The sequence below is a fragment of the Pseudomonas azerbaijanorientalis genome, assembly GCF_019139795.1.
In the GTDB taxonomy this organism is placed as follows: Bacteria; Pseudomonadota; Gammaproteobacteria; order Pseudomonadales; family Pseudomonadaceae; genus Aquipseudomonas; species Aquipseudomonas laurylsulfatiphila.
Map to the genome: position 1 here is coordinate 1,499,008 of NZ_CP077078.1, position 15,003 is coordinate 1,514,010.

Annotated in this window: 13 protein-coding genes; 4 read left to right on the forward strand and 9 right to left on the reverse strand. The window is 60.7% G+C overall.

Annotated elements, in window-relative coordinates; genetic code table 11:
- Positions 1-143: 143 nt before the first annotated feature.
- Together erdR and KSS91_RS06525 are read left to right on the forward strand one after the other, a co-directional pair.
- Positions 144-794, forward strand: coding sequence for a response regulator transcription factor ErdR (gene erdR / locus KSS91_RS06520; protein WP_007971156.1), 651 nt, complete (start codon positions 144-146; stop codon positions 792-794).
- Between the two features lie 76 nt (positions 795-870).
- Positions 871-1,233, forward strand: a complete 363-nt coding sequence (locus KSS91_RS06525; RefSeq protein ID WP_015093791.1) for a diacylglycerol kinase — start codon at positions 871-873, stop codon at positions 1,231-1,233.
- Here KSS91_RS06525 and KSS91_RS06530 read toward each other — a convergent pair.
- Positions 1,230-2,156 (reverse strand): LysR family transcriptional regulator, encoded by a 927-nt coding sequence (locus KSS91_RS06530; protein WP_015093792.1) that lies wholly within the window; start codon positions 2,154-2,156, stop codon positions 1,230-1,232. The two genes, KSS91_RS06525 and KSS91_RS06530, sit on opposite strands and share 4 nt — an antisense overlap.
- A 145-nt stretch (positions 2,157-2,301) precedes the next feature.
- Between KSS91_RS06530 and fpr the strand changes: the two genes are divergently transcribed.
- The gene (fpr, locus tag KSS91_RS06535) at positions 2,302-3,081 is read left to right on the forward strand and encodes a ferredoxin-NADP reductase (protein ID WP_003443014.1); all 780 of its coding nucleotides are present in this window, start codon (positions 2,302-2,304) and stop codon (positions 3,079-3,081) included.
- A gap of 184 nt (positions 3,082-3,265) precedes the next feature.
- Here the strand turns inward: fpr and tsaA are convergent, their stop codons facing one another.
- From tsaA to rimO, 6 genes are all read right to left on the reverse strand, one after another.
- Positions 3,266-3,964: a tRNA (N6-threonylcarbamoyladenosine(37)-N6)-methyltransferase TrmO gene (tsaA, locus tag KSS91_RS06540; protein WP_217837384.1), complete on the reverse strand. Its 699-nt coding sequence runs from the start codon at positions 3,962-3,964 to the stop codon at positions 3,266-3,268.
- Positions 3,965-4,148: 184 nt separating this feature from the next.
- A complete protein-coding gene (locus tag KSS91_RS06545) occupies positions 4,149-4,919 on the reverse strand; it encodes an SDR family oxidoreductase (protein ID WP_217837385.1) in 771 nt (256 codons plus the stop codon).
- 200 nt (positions 4,920-5,119) lie between these two features.
- Positions 5,120-5,590 carry a YehS family protein gene (locus KSS91_RS06550; RefSeq protein ID WP_007971161.1) on the reverse strand — a complete coding sequence of 157 codons (471 nt, stop codon included), beginning with the start codon at positions 5,588-5,590 and terminating at the stop codon, positions 5,120-5,122.
- Positions 5,591-5,666: 76 nt separating this feature from the next.
- Positions 5,667-6,377 carry an rRNA pseudouridine synthase gene (locus KSS91_RS06555; protein WP_126049700.1) on the reverse strand — a complete coding sequence of 237 codons (711 nt, stop codon included), beginning with the start codon at positions 6,375-6,377 and terminating at the stop codon, positions 5,667-5,669.
- Between the two features lie 189 nt (positions 6,378-6,566).
- Positions 6,567-7,040: a GNAT family N-acetyltransferase gene (locus KSS91_RS06560; protein ID WP_217837386.1), complete on the reverse strand. Its 474-nt coding sequence runs from the start codon at positions 7,038-7,040 to the stop codon at positions 6,567-6,569.
- A gap of 112 nt (positions 7,041-7,152) precedes the next feature.
- Complete coding sequence (gene rimO / locus KSS91_RS06565; RefSeq protein WP_015093797.1) at positions 7,153-8,490, reverse strand: 30S ribosomal protein S12 methylthiotransferase RimO; 1,338 nt, start codon at positions 8,488-8,490, stop codon at positions 7,153-7,155.
- 292 nt (positions 8,491-8,782) lie between these two features.
- On the opposite strand from rimO, the gene KSS91_RS06570 reads away from it, so the two are divergent.
- Positions 8,783-10,684, forward strand: coding sequence for a potassium transporter Kup (locus tag KSS91_RS06570; protein WP_217837387.1), 1,902 nt, complete (start codon positions 8,783-8,785; stop codon positions 10,682-10,684).
- A 245-nt stretch (positions 10,685-10,929) separates the two neighbouring features.
- Here the strand turns inward: KSS91_RS06570 and KSS91_RS06575 are convergent, their stop codons facing one another.
- Positions 10,930-12,225, reverse strand: coding sequence for a virulence factor family protein (locus tag KSS91_RS06575; protein WP_217837388.1), 1,296 nt, complete (start codon positions 12,223-12,225; stop codon positions 10,930-10,932).
- On the reverse strand, positions 12,225-14,867 hold the full coding sequence (gene mprF / locus KSS91_RS06580; RefSeq protein ID WP_217837389.1) for a bifunctional lysylphosphatidylglycerol flippase/synthetase MprF: 2,643 nt from the start codon (positions 14,865-14,867) through the stop codon (positions 12,225-12,227). The genes KSS91_RS06575 and mprF overlap by 1 nt, the downstream gene beginning before the upstream one ends.
- Positions 14,868-15,003 lie beyond the last annotated feature (136 nt).

The following is a 15,003-nucleotide window of genomic DNA, read 5'->3' on the forward strand; positions in this document are numbered from 1 at the left end:
ATCAGGGTGCGGCCAGCGTTCGTAATGGCGTTTCTTGCGTTGAATGTGCCTGGTCAGTGCAGCTCCATGGCTGTGCCTTGAGGTGCTTTGGCGAGGTCCGAATGCATCGGGCGTCCCATAAAAAAAACAGGATCATTTGAAAAATGGCCACATACGAAATCCTGATTGCCGATGACCACCCACTGTTTCGTAGTGCCTTGCATCAAGCGTTGACCCTGGGCCTTGGCCCGGATGTCCGTCTGGTGGAGGTGGCGAGCATTGCCGAACTGGAAGTCCGCCTGACGGAAAAGTCCGACTGGGATCTGGTACTGCTGGACCTGAACATGCCGGGGGCCTACGGTTTTTCCGGGCTGGTCCTGCTGCGCGGTCAGTACCCGCAGATTCCGGTGGTCATGGTCTCGGCCCAGGAAGAGCCGACCATCATGGTCAAGTCCCGTGAATTCGGCGCCAGTGGTTTCATTCCCAAATCCAGCGACTTGAGTGTGATCCAGAAAGCCGTGCGTGCGGTCCTCGATGGCGATGTGTTCTGGCCACCGCAGGCGTTCGAAGCGGTCAGCGTTTCGGCAGAGGCCAAGGCGGCCAGCGAAGGCCTTGCCAGTCTGACACCGCAGCAATTCCGCGTGCTGACCATGGTCTGCGAAGGCTTGCTGAACAAGCAGATCGCCTACGAGTTGAGTGTTTCCGAGGCGACTATCAAGGCGCACGTGACCGCGATTTTCCGTAAACTGAATGTGCGGACCCGGACCCAGGCTGCGCTGCTCTTGCAACAACTTGAGTCAACTTCCAGCCATTAAAGGCTGGCAACTTCACGCTTTTTTGACTTTGGTTGAACTAGCTTTCCCACTTCCTTTTTTGTCAGTTGCCTACTCTATGTCACCTTTCAAAGGCCAGACCGGTCTGAAACGTATTCTCAATGCCTCCGGGTATTCGCTGGACGGCCTGCGCGCAGCCTTCACCGGCGAAGCCGCCTTTCGGCAACTGGTATTGCTCAACGTCATCCTGATTCCCTTGTCGTTCTTCCTGAATGTCAGCCGGGTCGAACAGGCGTTGTTGATCGCGGTATGCCTGTTGGCGTTGATCGTCGAGTTGCTCAATTCGGCCGTGGAAGCGGCCATCGACCGCATTTCCCTTGAGCGGCACCCGCTGTCCAAGAATGCCAAGGACATGGGCAGTGCCGCCCAGTTCGTGGCATTGAGCATGATTGCCCTGGTGTGGGCGGTCATCCTGCTCTAAGCGATCGTCGGTAGCACGATCTCGTCGCTGCGCTGAACCCCGGCGGTGAAGGCGCGGCATAGATCGAGGAATTCGCGCATCGCCGAGGTCTGATATTTCTGTTTATGCCAGATGAAATAAAACTGTCGCGCCAGATCCAGATCCGGCGTTTCGACAGGCACCAGGCTGCCGCGGCGAAATGCGTCACGCAAAGCCAGCCGGGAAATGCAGCCAATCCCCAAACCTGATTCCACCGCGCGCTTGATCGCTTCGGTGTGCTCAAGCTCCAGGCGGATATTCAAGGAAGAACGGTGATGACGCATGGCTTGATCGAAGGTCAACCGTGTGCCGGAACCCTGTTCGCGCAAGATCCAGGCTTCGTGGCTCAACTCGTCCATGGTGGCCGTGCCGCGCTGGGCCAGCGGATGCTGAGGGGCGCAAAACACCACCAGTTCGTCCTCGACCCAGCTTTGCACTTCGATGTCCGGGTGACTGCAGTCGCCTTCGATCAGACCCAGGTCAATTTCATAGTGGGCCACCTGCTGCACAATGTTGGCAGTGTTCTGCACATGCAGCTTCACCTGGCTTTCCGGATGGCGCTGCATGAAGCTGCCGATCAGCAGGGTGGCCAGGTAATTGCCGATGGTCAGGGTCGCGCCCACGGCCAGCGAGCCGAAACCGGACTTGCCGTTGAGCAGGTCTTCGATTTCCTTGGCCTGGTCCAGCAGGGCGACAGCTTGCGGCAATAGTTGTTTGCCGAGGGCGTTCAGGCTCAGCCGTTTGCCGGCGCGGTCGAACAGTTGGCAGCTGCACTGGCGCTCCAGTTCGGTGATCGAGGTGCTCGCCGCCGATTGCGAGAGGTTGAGCAGGCCCGCAGCACGGGACACGCTTTCCTGCTGGGCGACGGCGACGAATACTTGAAGTTGACGGAGAGTAAATCGCATATCGATATAACCGATAACCCTTATCTTAATAATCCATTTAACAGATATTGTCTCTGCCTTTAGAATGCGATGCAATTGCGCAGAGCTGGCTTTCTTGCAGAGCACACTGAACACGCGCAGACCAATCTCCAGGAGTCCCACGTACATGAGCAACATGAACCACGAGCGTGTCCTCAGTGTTCACCACTGGAACGACACTCTGTTCAGCTTCAAGTGCACCCGTGATCCGGGCCTGCGCTTCGAGAACGGTCAGTTCGTGATGATCGGCCTGCAACAGCCCAACGGCCGCCCGCTTATGCGCGCTTACTCGATTGCCAGCCCGAACTGGGAAGAGCATCTCGAGTTCTTCAGCATCAAGGTGCCTGATGGTCCGCTGACTTCGCAGTTGCAGCATCTGAAGGAAGGCGACGAGATCATCATCAGCAAGAAGCCTACCGGCACGCTGGTGCTGGATGACTTGAAGCCTGGCAAACATTTGTACCTGCTCAGCACCGGTACCGGTCTGGCACCGTTCATGAGCGTCATCCAGGACCCGGAAACCTACGAGCGTTTCGAAAAAGTGATCCTGTGCCACGGCGTGCGTTACGTCAACGAAGTCGCTTACCGCGAGTTCATCACCGAGCACTTGCCGCAGAACGAATTCTTCGGCGAGGCGCTGCGTGACAAGTTGATCTACTACCCGACCGTGACCCGCGAGCCGTTCGAGAACGAAGGCCGCCTGACCGACCTGATGCGCAGCGGCAAGCTGTTCAGCGACATCGGTCTGCCACCGATCAACCCGCAGGACGACCGCGCCATGCTGTGCGGCAGCCCGAGCATGCTCGACGAGACCAGCGAAGTGCTGAACAGCTTCGGCCTGAAGGTTTCGCCGCGGATGCGCGAGCCGGGTGACTACCTGATCGAGCGTGCGTTCGTAGAGAAGTGACCGCAGGTCACGTTGTAGGAGCGAGCCTGCTCGCGATGGAGGTCAACGATAACGCGGGAAGCTTGATACCCAGCGGCGTCCTCAGGTTTTTCGCGAGCAGGCTCGCTCCTACAGTAGATTTGCAGCGCATCTGAAAAGCCCGCATGACTTGGGAAGGTCATGCGGGCTTATTCGTTTCCGGCGTTCAGCCCTTTGCGGGAATGACTTCCAGGACGCGGATCAGCTCCGGTGTCGGGTAATGCCAACGCACGTCCAGATCCCAGAACTGCGCGCCGTATTCCCGCTCGGGTGCCGGCGTTTGATAGGCCGGGCGTGGGTCTTGTGCCAGACATTGCTCGATCAACTCGACCAAAGGCTCATCAAGGCGCCGGGCATGCTCGTGAGCCTGCAGCAGCGCTGTGTCCGTCCACTGCACGGGAATCAGCTGCGGCGCAGCGCTGGCGATGCTGTTGGCGGCTGTATCGACGATGTCGGCGTAGGGTACGTAGGGCTTGATATCGAGAATCGGCGTGCCATCAAGCAAATCGATGCCCGAGATCCACAGGCGGTTGGCTTCGACCCTGTCCAGTTTCACCACTGATTGCCCGATGCCATTGGGGCGGTGGGTGGCGCGGGTGGCAAACACGCCCATGGATTTATTGCCGCCGAGGCGAGGGGGGCGGACCTTCAGGCGAGGCTTTTCCTCCAGAGCCTGGTGGAACAGGAACAGCAGCCACACGTGGCTGACCTGCTCCAGGCCCTGCACTGCGTCCCCTTGATCGAACGGAGCCACCAGTTCCAGTACCCCACGGGCGGCCGGGGCCAGTTGCGGCTGGCGCGGAATGGCGAACTTCTCCTTGAAGCAGGAGCGTACGAAGCCGATGGGGGAAACGCTGTAGGTCATGGTTTGAGGTCGAGGCGGGAAGAGGGGGGCATGATAACTCACATGACCTCTAGCCCGGTGGCGCCTGTCAGTCCGTCATCGCGGGCAAGCCACGCTCCCACAGGTTTTGTGATGGACACAAATTTTGTGTGCGCTCTAGAACCCTGTGGGAGCGTGGCTTGCCCGCGATGGGCGCGCCGCCGATCTACAGACTGAATCCGCCATCCAAAGGAATGATATTCCCGGTCATGTAGGCCCCCGCGGTACTCGCCAGACTGATCGCCAACGCCGCCATCTCTTCCTCGCGGCCCCAACGCTTCATGGGAATCAGCGCCGTATCCTCAGCCAATGCCTGTTCATCATCGCCAATGTGCTGGGTCATCTTGCTCGGAAAGCGACCCGGAGCGATCACATTGACATTGATGTGCTGGCTCACCAGTTCGCGCGCCAGAATCCTCGACAGTTGATGCAGCGCTGCCTTGCTCGGCCCGTAGGCATACGCCTGTTCGCCGAAGGATGAAATCCCGGCCACCGAACCAATGTTGATGATCCGCGCGGGATTTTGCGCTGAACCGGCCTTGCGCAGCAGGGGCAGCAATTGCTGGATACAGTTGAATACCGATGTCACGTTGAGCTGCATGACTTTTTCCCAACCCTTGATCGGGTAGCTCTCCAGTGGTGCACCCCAGGTGGTGCCGGCATTGTTCACCAGGATGTCCAGTTGGGAAATCTGCTCGCCCAGGCGTGTGGCCAGTTGCAGGACGCCCTCTTCGGTGGCGAGGTTGGTCACCATGGCGTGGCAGTGTCCAAGCGCTCCGAGTTCGTCGGCGGTTTGCCGGCAGGCTTCGGCGTCGCGGGCGCAGACGTACACGGTGGCGCCCGCCTCGACGTAGGCCTTGGCGATCATCTTGCCGATACCACGGGTGCCGCCGGTCACCAGGGCGGTGCGGCCTTGCAGGGAAAAGTAGGGATGCATGGCGAATCCTGAGAGCTGAGGGTCTTGATACCCTAGTCGTCAGCCGCGGTCAGCGGAGCCACTATTTTCGAAGAGAATGAGGGGGCATTCGGCCTTGTAGGAGCTGGCCAGCGATGGTCGCTAACGATAACGCGTGTTTGCTGGATAATTGCGGCGTTGTCGAATCCATCGCGAGCAAGCTCGCTCCTACAGGGAACGGTTTACTGCGGGCGTACTCGCAGAGTCAGCCCCTTGAGGAAATTGCGCAGCAACTGGTCGCCGCACGGGCGATAGTTGGTGTGGCCGAACTTGCGGAACAGCGCGCTCAGCTCAGGCTTGGACACCGGGAACTCGGCGGCCTTGAGGATCGCGTGCATGTCGTCTTCTTTCAGCTCGAATGCGACCCGCAGCTTTTTCAGGATGATGTTGTTGGTCACCGGCACTTCGATCGGCTGCGGCGGACGGCTTTCGTCCTTGCCGCGCTTGAAGATCACCAGGCCGTCGAGGAAATGTGCCATGACTTCGTCGGGGCAGCGTACAAAGCCTTCCTCGTCTTCCTCTTTCTTGTCGAGATAGGTCACCAGGTCTGCCAGGGTCACGTCCAGGCCGCCGAGCTTGATGATCTCGATGACTTTCTTGTCGCTGATGTCGAGCATGTAGCGCACGCTGCGCAGTACGTCGTTATGAATCATGTGTGCAGTCCTGATAATTCAGCTATGGGTGCCGCCGAAAACAGCAGCACCGAAAAGTGTGGCGGTGCGCAAAGCCTTAGAATTTCTCTTTGCCGGACAAGTAGCGCCATTGCCCCACGGGCACTTTGCCGATGGACACGCCGCCGATGCGGATGCGGCGGATGGCGACGACCTTCAGGCCGACGGCCTGGCACAGCAGGGCGATGATGCCCGGTTGCGGGTTCTTCATGGCAAAGCGCAGGCGGTTTTCGTTCTGCCAGCTGGCCTTGACCGCCGGCAATTCCTTGCCCTTGTAGGTCAGGCCATGGTTCAGACGGTTGAGGCCGTGAGCCACCATCTCGCCTTCAACCTCGACCACATACTCTTGCTCGATCTTGTTGGAGTCGGCGGTGAGTTTGCGCAGGATTTTCCAGTCCTGGGTGAACACCAGCAGCCCGCTGGCGTTGGCCTGCAGGTCGGTGCTGGCGGTCAGTCGCAGGAAGTGCCCACGCAAGGGGCGCTTGCCGTAGCGGTGTTCTTCGCTCAGGGTCTCGGCGCCGAGGGTGGCCATGGCGGTGTCTGCGTCCATGCCGGCCGGCACGTTGAGCAGCAGGGTCACCGGTTCCGGCGCGGTGGCCTTGGCTTCTGGATCAAGCTCGACTTTCTGGGTGTCGACCTTGAATTGCGGCTCGTCGATGACCACGCCGTCGACGGTGACCCAGCCGCCCTCGATGAACAGCTCAGCCTCCCGACGGGAACAGCCGACGAGTTCGATGAGGCGTTTGGAGAGACGAATCGGGTCAGTCATGTCAGGGCCGTAACAAAAAGGGGGTGGGCATTGTACCTGCCTGGCGCCGGTTAATCCCGGTTCCATTTACGCTGTTTGACTTTTGTGGGAGCGGGCTTGCTCGCGAAGGCGGTGTGTCAGCCAACATAATTGTTGAAGTTGATGACCCCTTCGCGAGCAAGCCCGCTCCCACAGTGGTTTTGTGTTGTGTCAGCCATGTCGGGAGTGTTGCTGGCTTTGACGCATACGCATATGCAACAACGGATACGGCTGGCCCATGCCATCGACTTCCGAGCGACCGATGACCTCGAAACCCTGTTTGAAGTAAAAGCCGAGGGCTTGCGGGTTCTGTTCGTTGACGTCCAGTTCATCGGCGTTCAGGTGTTCCAGGGCATAGCGCAACAATTTCTTGCCCAGGCCCTGGCCGCGATGGTCGGGGTCGATGAAGAGCATTTCGATCTTGCCGGCCGCGACGCCGGCGAATCCGGTGATGCGCTGGCTCGAATCCTTGGTGCAGATCAGCATCACCGAGTCGAGGTAGCGGGTCAGCACAAGGTTTTTCAGCAGTTTGATGTAGCTGTCGGGCAGGAAGTCGTGGGTGGCGCGCACCGAGGCCTCCCAGACCCGGGTCAATTCTTCGTAGTCGCCGAGTTTCGGCGTGTGGATGACCGAATGCTGACGCATGCCCGTCTGCCTCTTATGCAGTGGTTGATAGGAATCCTTCCATGTGCAAACGATAGTCGTAAAAAAGCCCCGCATCTCGTCAAGAGAGCGGGGCTTTTTGTATTTTTTGCGATTAGATCTGTTCAGCCCACAGATCGTATTCGTCGGCGTCGGTCACCTTGCACCAGACCTTGTCGCCTGGCTTGAGGTTGCTGCCGTTGTCGATGAATACGTTGCCATCGATTTCCGGGGCGTCGAAGAAGCAGCGGCCGACGGCGCCTTGCTCGTCGACTTCATCGACCAACACTTCGATCTCGCGGCCGATGCGCATTTGCAGGCGCGCCGAGCTGATGGCTTGCTGGTGCGCCATGAAGCGCTCCCAACGGTCCTGCTTGACGTCGTCGGGGACGATTTCCAGGTCCAGGTCATTGGCCGGTGCGCCTTCAACCGGCGAGTACTGGAAGCAGCCGACGCGGTCGAGCTGGGCTTCGGTCAGCCAGTTCAGCAGGTACTGGAAGTCCTCTTCGGTTTCGCCCGGGAAGCCGACGATGAAGGTCGAGCGGATGATCAGGTCCGGGCAGATTTCGCGCCAGTTCTTGATGCGTGCCAGGGTCTTGTCTTCGAAGGCCGGGCGCTTCATCGACTTCAACACCTTCGGGCTGGCGTGCTGGAACGGGATGTCCAGGTACGGCAGGATCTTGCCGGCGGCCATCAGCGGGATCAGTTCGTCAACGTGCGGGTACGGGTAAACGTAGTGCAGGCGAACCCAGACGCCGAGGGTGCTCAGGGCTTCGCAGAGTTCGGTCATGCGGGTTTTCACCGGCGCGCCGTTCCAGAAACCGGTGCGGTATTTCACGTCGACGCCGTAGGCGCTGGTGTCCTGGGAGATCACCAGCAGCTCCTTGACGCCGGACTTGACCAGGCGCTGGGCCTCGTCGAGCACGTCGCCCACCGGACGGCTGACCAGTTTGCCGCGCATCGACGGGATGATGCAGAAGCTGCAGCTGTGGTTGCAGCCTTCGGAAATCTTCAGGTAGGCGTAGTGGCGCGGAGTCAGCTTGATGCCTTGTGGCGGCACCAGGTCGATCAGCGGGTTGTGGTCCTGGCGTGGCGGCACGACTTCGTGCACGGCGTTGACCACTTGCTCGTACTGCTGCGGACCGGTCACGGCCAGCACGCTTGGGTGTACGTCGCGAATGTTGCCTTCTTCGACGCCCATGCAGCCGGTCACGATGACCTTGCCGTTTTCCTTGATGGCTTCGCCGATCACTTCCAGAGACTCGGCCTTGGCCGAATCGATGAAGCCGCAGGTGTTGACCACCACGACGTCGGCGTCCTGGTAGGTGGACACGACGTCATAGCCTTCCATGCGCAGCTGGGTAAGGATGCGCTCGGAGTCGACCAGTGCTTTGGGGCAACCCAGGGATACGAAGCCAACCTTTGGATTGGCCGGCGCAGGAGTGGTGGACATGTCTAACCTCGGTATTTTGTGACGCCGCTTGCCGGGCAGGGCAAAACCGACGGACGGGCGCTTGAACTGCGCCTCTGATCAAAAAGTGCGCAATTCTAGCGATGAGTCGCTCACTTGACCAGCTTTATGCAGGGAAATACGACGAGTGCTGCGCTATGCTTCGCGCCGTTACGCTTTACTGGTTTTTTACAGTCAACAAAACGTCTGTAACAGTTAGTAAAACGGCGCATGCTGCACGGCAAAGCATAGTGCTTCTTATAAGAAGTCCGGGTCTGAGTAGTAGGAGTTTTGGATGGGGCAGGCAAGTAGTCAGGCGGCGGGCGCTGAGCATTCGGCGGCAAAACCGATCGGCATGCTGGTCGCGGCGGTCGGTGTGGTTTATGGCGATATCGGCACGAGCCCGCTGTATACCCTCAAAGAGGTTTTCGCCGGGCACTATGGGGTTCCGGTCAACCATTATGGAGTCTTCGGGATTCTGGCGCTGATCTTCTGGTCGTTGATCTGGGTCGTTTCGATCAAATACGTGCTGTTCGTGCTGCGTGCCGACAACCAGGGCGAAGGCGGGATCATGGCCTTGACCGCCCTCGCTCGGCGGGCTGCGGCCGGGCATCCGAAGTTGCGCACGTTGCTGGTGGTCTGCGGGCTGATCGGCGCGGCGCTGTTTTATGGCGACAGCATGATCACTCCGGCGATTTCCGTTCTTTCGGCGATTGAGGGGCTGGGGCTGGCGTTTGACGGCATCGACCATTGGGTGGTGCCGCTGTCGTTGGTCGTGCTGGTGGCGCTGTTCCTGATTCAACGTCACGGCACCGCGCGGATCGGCATTCTGTTCGGGCCGATCATGGTGACCTGGTTTGTCGTGCTGGGGGCGCTGGGCGTCTATGGTATCTTGCAGCACCCGGAAGTGTTGCAAGCGATGAACCCGATCTGGGGTGTGCGTTTCTTCATCGTTCACCCGGGCATGGGCGTGGCGATTCTCGGCGCGGTGGTGCTGGCACTGACCGGTGCCGAAGCGCTGTACGCCGACATGGGCCACTTCGGCCGCAAGCCGATCGCGCGCGCGTGGTTCCTCCTCGTGCTGCCGGCACTAATGCTGAACTACTTCGGCCAAGGCGCGTTGCTGCTCGGTGATCCGGAAGCCGCTCGCAACCCGTTCTACCTGCTGGCTCCAAGCTGGGCCCTGATTCCGTTGGTGGGGTTGTCGACCCTGGCCACGGTGATTGCTTCTCAGGCGGTGATTTCCGGTGCGTTCTCCCTGACTCGTCAGGCGATTCAGCTCGGTTACATACCGCGCATGCACATTCAGCACACCTCCAGTGCCGAACAAGGCCAGATCTACATCGGCGCGGTGAACTGGGCGCTGATGGTCGGCGTCATCCTGTTGGTGCTGGGCTTCGAGTCCTCCGGCGCGCTGGCTGCGGCTTACGGCGTGGCCGTGACGGGCACGATGCTGATGACCACCATCCTGGTGTCGGCGGTGATATTGCTGCTGTGGAAATGGCCACCGGTCCTGGCGGTTCCGCTGTTGCTCGGATTCCTCTTGGTGGACAGTCTGTACTTCGCTGCCAACGTGCCGAAAATCATTCAGGGCGGGGCGTTCCCGGTGATCGCCGGTATCGTGCTGTTTGTGCTGATGACCACCTGGAAACGCGGCAAGCAATTGCTGGTTGATCGTCTCGACGAGGGCGGCTTGCCGCTGCCGATCTTCATCAGCAGCATCGCCGTGCAACCGCCGCATCGCGTCCAGGGCACCGCCGTGTTCCTGACCGCACGCCCGGACGCCGTGCCTCATGCGCTGCTACACAACCTGCTGCATAACCAGGTGCTGCATGAGCAAGTGGTGCTGCTGACGGTGGTGTACGAAGACATCCCGCGGGTGCCGGCATCACGGCGTTTCGAGGTCGACTCCTACGGCGAGGGTTTCTTCCGGGTGATCCTGCACTTTGGCTTCGTCGACGAGCCGGATGTGCCGCAAGCGCTGAAGCTGTGTCATCTCGATGACCTGGATTTCAGCCCGATGCGCACCACCTACTTCCTCAGCCGCGAGACGGTCATTGCCTCCAAACTCGAAGGCATGGCCCGCTGGCGTGAGGCGTTGTTCGCCTTCATGCTGCAGAACGCCAATGGCAATTTGCGCTTCTTCAATCTGCCGCTGAACCGGGTGATTGAGTTGGGTACTCAGGTGGAGATGTAAGCGCCCCACAAAAAGCCCCCGTTGCCTTGCGGCAGCGGGGGCTTTTTTGTGGATGGTCGCTGGATACTTCAGAACCTCTGTGGGAGCGAGCTTGCTCGCGATGGCGGTGCCACATTCAACAGAAATGCTGACTGATCTACCGCTATCGCGAGCAAGCTCGCTCCCACAGGGGATGTATGGTGCACGCAGGAATGAAAAAGCCCCCGCTACCGTGAGGTAACGAGGGCTTTTTGCAGGCTGTCAGATCACTCTGCAGCCGCCGTTTCCTTCACCTGCCGCTTCTCGATCACCTCCACCAGACGCTTGGCCAGCGCCGGGTAGTTCTCGTCGAAGTGGTGGCCGCCAGGCAGCTTGATGGCTTCGCCCACCGCCGTCTTGTCGGTGCAGCCACTCTCGTCGGTTTCTTCTTCTCCGTAGATGCACACCACTTTGGCGGCTGGCAGCTTGGCCATTTCCGGGCCAGTGGCGGCTTCCTTGCCGGCGTTGCCGAGCCAGCCTTCGACTTCGATTTCGAAGCTGCCGGTGCGAGCGAAGGCCAGCAGGATGATCGCGTCGACGCGTTGCTGTTCCGATTCGGCCAGGCGGTTATAGATCGCTGGCAGAACATCGGCACCGAACGAGTAACCGGTCAGGATGAAGCGCTTGGTGCCCCATTTCTGCCGGTAGTGCTGCATCAGTTCGGTCAGGTCCAGTGCGCTTTGCTCAGGGCTCTTGTGCTGCCAGTAGTAGCGCAGGGTGTCGATGCCGACCACCGGGTAGCCGATCTTGGCCATCTCGCCCGCCACGTCGCGGTCGAGGTCGCGCCAGCCGCCGTCACCGGACAGGAACAGGGTGACGGTGTCCCTGGCTTGGCCGGCTGGCACTTCGACCACCGGAATCTGCAGGCCGCCAGCGGCTTTGTCGCCGCCGACGAGGATCTTGCGCAGTTCGTTGTTCAGCACTTGCGGCAGGTTGATGTCGTAGTCGCTGATACTGGTTTCGGCGTTAGGCTGATCACGCACGAAGCCGGCACTGGTGTCGTCCGGGTTGTCGTTCCACGCGACCAGCCAGTGACCGTGGGCAGCGCTTTTGGGCAGCAGGTGAGTGCAGCCACCCTTTTCCAGGGCCAGGTCGACCGAGACGGCCTGGACCTTGTCATTCTTCTGCTCGGACAACCAGCGCCAGGCCAGCACGGCACCCGGGCCGATGCCGCTGACCAGGGTCGCCGGGCCTTCGAGTTCTCTGAGGCCCGATTGCAGGGCGCGACTTTGCAGCAGGCAGTCCTTGGGCAGGATCACCTGGACAATCTGCGCCGAGCCACTGCGGCTCAGGGTCATCAATTGTTTGTCGCTGAGTTTCTGGTCTTCGTTGACCGCCACCAGCACCTGGGCGCGTGGCGTGGTGCCGGGGATGACACGGGTCATCGCCGCACCGTCGGTCGGGGTCAGCGATTCGAGGGTCGGTTCCGGTGCCGGGCGTTTCAGGTACCAGAAACCGCCAGCGAGAATCAGGGCCACTATTACCAGTGTGCCCAATACATACCGCAAGGAGCGTTGAATCATCAGCGTTTCACCAATCCGGTCAAGCCGCCCGCGATCAGGGCGGCAGTGTCGGCCAGCGCAACCAGCGGATCGAGTCCGGCGGGCACGGCCATATAACGGGGTTCCCAATCAGGCTGGAACTTGTCTTTGAAGCGGCGCAAGCCCTGGAAGTTGTACAGCTGCTCACCACGGCGGAATACCATCGAGCCCAGGCGCTGGGTCAATGGCGCGCCGCGACGGGGTTGCAACCCCGACAACGGCACCATGCCCAGGCTGAAACGCGCGTATCCATGGTTTTTATAATGTTGAATCAGGCCGACCATCATGAATTCCATGGTCAGCTTCGGCGCGTCCGGGTGCGCGCGCATCAGGTCGAGGCTGGCCAGGTCATGGCCGTAGGTCTCGAGCAAGTTGGCGAACGCCACCGGGCGTCCTTCGAAGCGAATCACGGCAATGCGGAAATACTTGAGGTAGTCATCGCTGAAACGGCCCAGCGAAAAGCCTTTCTCGCGGACGTTCTTGCCGGTCAGCCAGGCTTCGGAAATCACCTTGAGTTCATCCATCGGCGCCTGGCCCGGCTCGAAGATCTCCAGCGACAGGCCGTCACGGGTGCCGCGGTTCCAGGTGTAGCGCAGGTCCTTCATCTCTTTGCCCTTGGCTTCGAGATCAAAGCGCTTGAGATCGACCCGGGCTTCTTCGCCGAGCTTGATCGCGGTCAGGCCGATGTCCATGTAGTACGGCAGGTTTTCCGCGCGTACCTGATAGAACACGGGGCGGGCGTGGTGGATGTCGCACAGGTCGCGGAACTGCCAGATCATTTCCGCCCGTTGCTGGCCCGGGCCGATCGGGTCATACAGCGCCACCAGGCTGCGGCCGCGACGGGCGTACATCAGGAATGCCTCGTCGTTGGGGTGGAACAGCAGCGCTTTGTCACCGGTCAGGGCCAGGCCGCCATCGGGTTGCGCGGAGGCCATGAGGATCTTGCTGGCGCGCTCCAGCTCCTCGGGTGTCGGCAGGTGAATGACCGGGCGCGCGGTGCGCAGCAACCAGGTCAGCGACACCACGACCAGCAGCACGGCAGCCCCGAGCAGCGAACGCAGGCCGCGAGGGGCATCGGCGTCCAGCGTGAATTGCCACCATAGTTGATGGCTGTACGGAACGTCCTGATAGGCGAACAGCAGCAACCAGATCGACGCCCCGAGCACGCACAGGCTGGCCACCAGGTACAGCGGCGAGAACGGTACTTCGGTCAGGCGACTGGGGCGGTAGAACGAGCGGCGGAATACCCCGAGCAGGCTCGCCGTCAGCACCATCAGGCTGGCTTCTTCCCAGTCGAAACCCTTGAGCAGTGAGAGCAGGGCGCCGACCAGCAACAGGATGGTGGTCAGCATCCACGCGGCCGACAACCGGCGGCGCAGGCCCTGGGCCAGCAACAGGCAAAGCACGCCGACCAGGCTGGCGCCGAAGTGCGAAGCGTCGACCAGTCGATGGGGGATCAGAAAGCCGATGTGTTCCAGGCGGGTGTCGATTTCCGGGGTGACGCCGGAGAACAGCAGGACAACGCCGGACAGAAACACCAGCACCGCCAGTATCGGCGCCGCCAGGCCTGAGGCCGCGCGCAATGTCTGGCGGGTCTGGAACAGGCGCTGACCTTCGTTGACCAGCAACAGCAGGCAGGCCACCAGCAAGGGCAGGACCACGTAGATCAGGCGATAGAGCAGCAGGGCGGCCGCCAGTGGCGCAGCACCCAGGGTGTCGGAAAAGGCCGCCAGCAAGATCGCCTCGAACACCCCGACACCGCCCGGCACATGGCTGAGCACACCGGCAGCCAAAGCCAGCAGGTACACCAGAAGGAATGCACCAAAGGGCGGCGTTTCCGGCAGCAGCAGATAGAGCACCGTTGCGGCGGCGGCAACGTCAAGGGCGGTGATGATCAATTGCAGGAACGTCAGGCGAGTCCCGGGAAGGCGCAGTGTGCGGCGCCCGATCCTGACCAGCAGGTTGTCCGGGTAAGGCTGTTCCGGCAGCCGGCGACGGTAGATGCCGATGGCCAGCACCGAAAACAACATGAGCACGGCACTCGCCACTACGCCAAGCAATGTCTCGGAGAGTCCCAGGGCGGTGGCCGCGGCAGGCAGGTCGCTGAGCGTCGCCAGGGCGGCCAGCGGCGGCAGGGCGCAACCCAGCGAGAGGCTGGCGAACAGCGTCATGCGGGCGACTTCAGCCGCTCCCAGGCCATGGCGGGCATAGAGGCGATAGCGAACCGAGCCGCCCGACAACATTGAAAGGCCGATGGCGTTGCCGATGGCAAAGGCTGTGAAGCCACCCAGCGCCAACTCGCGCGGTGCCAGGCTCACCCCGGCATAGCGGCTGGCCGACCATTCGTAGCCGAGCAGAATGATGAAGCCCACCACGGTTGCGCCCAGAGCGCCCATCAAGGCAGGTTTCGGAACTTCGAGGATCGAGTCGTGCAGCGCGTAAAGGTCGAGCTCGCTCAGCAGGTGGCGACAGGCAATCAACGCGATCGCGAACAACAGCAGGGTGATCGCCAGGCCAATGGGTTGGCGGTATTTGCTCAATCGATCAAGCAGGCGCAAACGCTCAGCCTTGATCGGTTGTGTCGCTGTGACAGTGTCTTGTGAATCAGACGAGTTGGCGCGCATCAATCACCTCTTGGATTGTGCGCGACAGGATGGGGGTATCCAGCCAAGTTACCAATCCCTGTAGAAAAAAATAATCACAAATATTAACGCCTGTCACCGGGCGGCGGGGACGGCGCGACATCAGTCGTGAGGGCTT

Excerpts from the sequence above, each read along its gene's own strand:
- KSS91_RS06525 (WP_015093791.1), top strand. The coding sequence starts at position 871 with ATGTCACCTTTCAAAGGCCAGACCGGTCTGAAACGTATTCTCAATGCC.
- KSS91_RS06545 (WP_217837385.1), bottom strand. The coding sequence starts at position 4,919 with ATGCATCCCTACTTTTCCCTGCAAGGCCGCACCGCCCTGGTGACCGGC.
- KSS91_RS06570 (WP_217837387.1), top strand. The coding sequence starts at position 8,783 with ATGGGGCAGGCAAGTAGTCAGGCGGCGGGCGCTGAGCATTCGGCGGCA.
- tsaA (WP_217837384.1), bottom strand. The coding sequence starts at position 3,964 with ATGACCTACAGCGTTTCCCCCATCGGCTTCGTACGCTCCTGCTTCAAG.
- mprF (WP_217837389.1), bottom strand. The coding sequence starts at position 14,867 with ATGCGCGCCAACTCGTCTGATTCACAAGACACTGTCACAGCGACACAA.
- KSS91_RS06530 (WP_015093792.1), bottom strand. The coding sequence starts at position 2,156 with ATGCGATTTACTCTCCGTCAACTTCAAGTATTCGTCGCCGTCGCCCAG.
- rimO (WP_015093797.1), bottom strand. The coding sequence starts at position 8,490 with ATGTCCACCACTCCTGCGCCGGCCAATCCAAAGGTTGGCTTCGTATCC.
- KSS91_RS06550 (WP_007971161.1), bottom strand. The coding sequence starts at position 5,590 with ATGATTCATAACGACGTACTGCGCAGCGTGCGCTACATGCTCGACATC.
- fpr (WP_003443014.1), top strand. The coding sequence starts at position 2,302 with ATGAGCAACATGAACCACGAGCGTGTCCTCAGTGTTCACCACTGGAAC.
- KSS91_RS06575 (WP_217837388.1), bottom strand. The coding sequence starts at position 12,225 with ATGATTCAACGCTCCTTGCGGTATGTATTGGGCACACTGGTAATAGTG.
- erdR (WP_007971156.1), top strand. The coding sequence starts at position 144 with ATGGCCACATACGAAATCCTGATTGCCGATGACCACCCACTGTTTCGT.
- KSS91_RS06555 (WP_126049700.1), bottom strand. The coding sequence starts at position 6,377 with ATGACTGACCCGATTCGTCTCTCCAAACGCCTCATCGAACTCGTCGGC.
- KSS91_RS06560 (WP_217837386.1), bottom strand. The coding sequence starts at position 7,040 with ATGCGTCAGCATTCGGTCATCCACACGCCGAAACTCGGCGACTACGAA.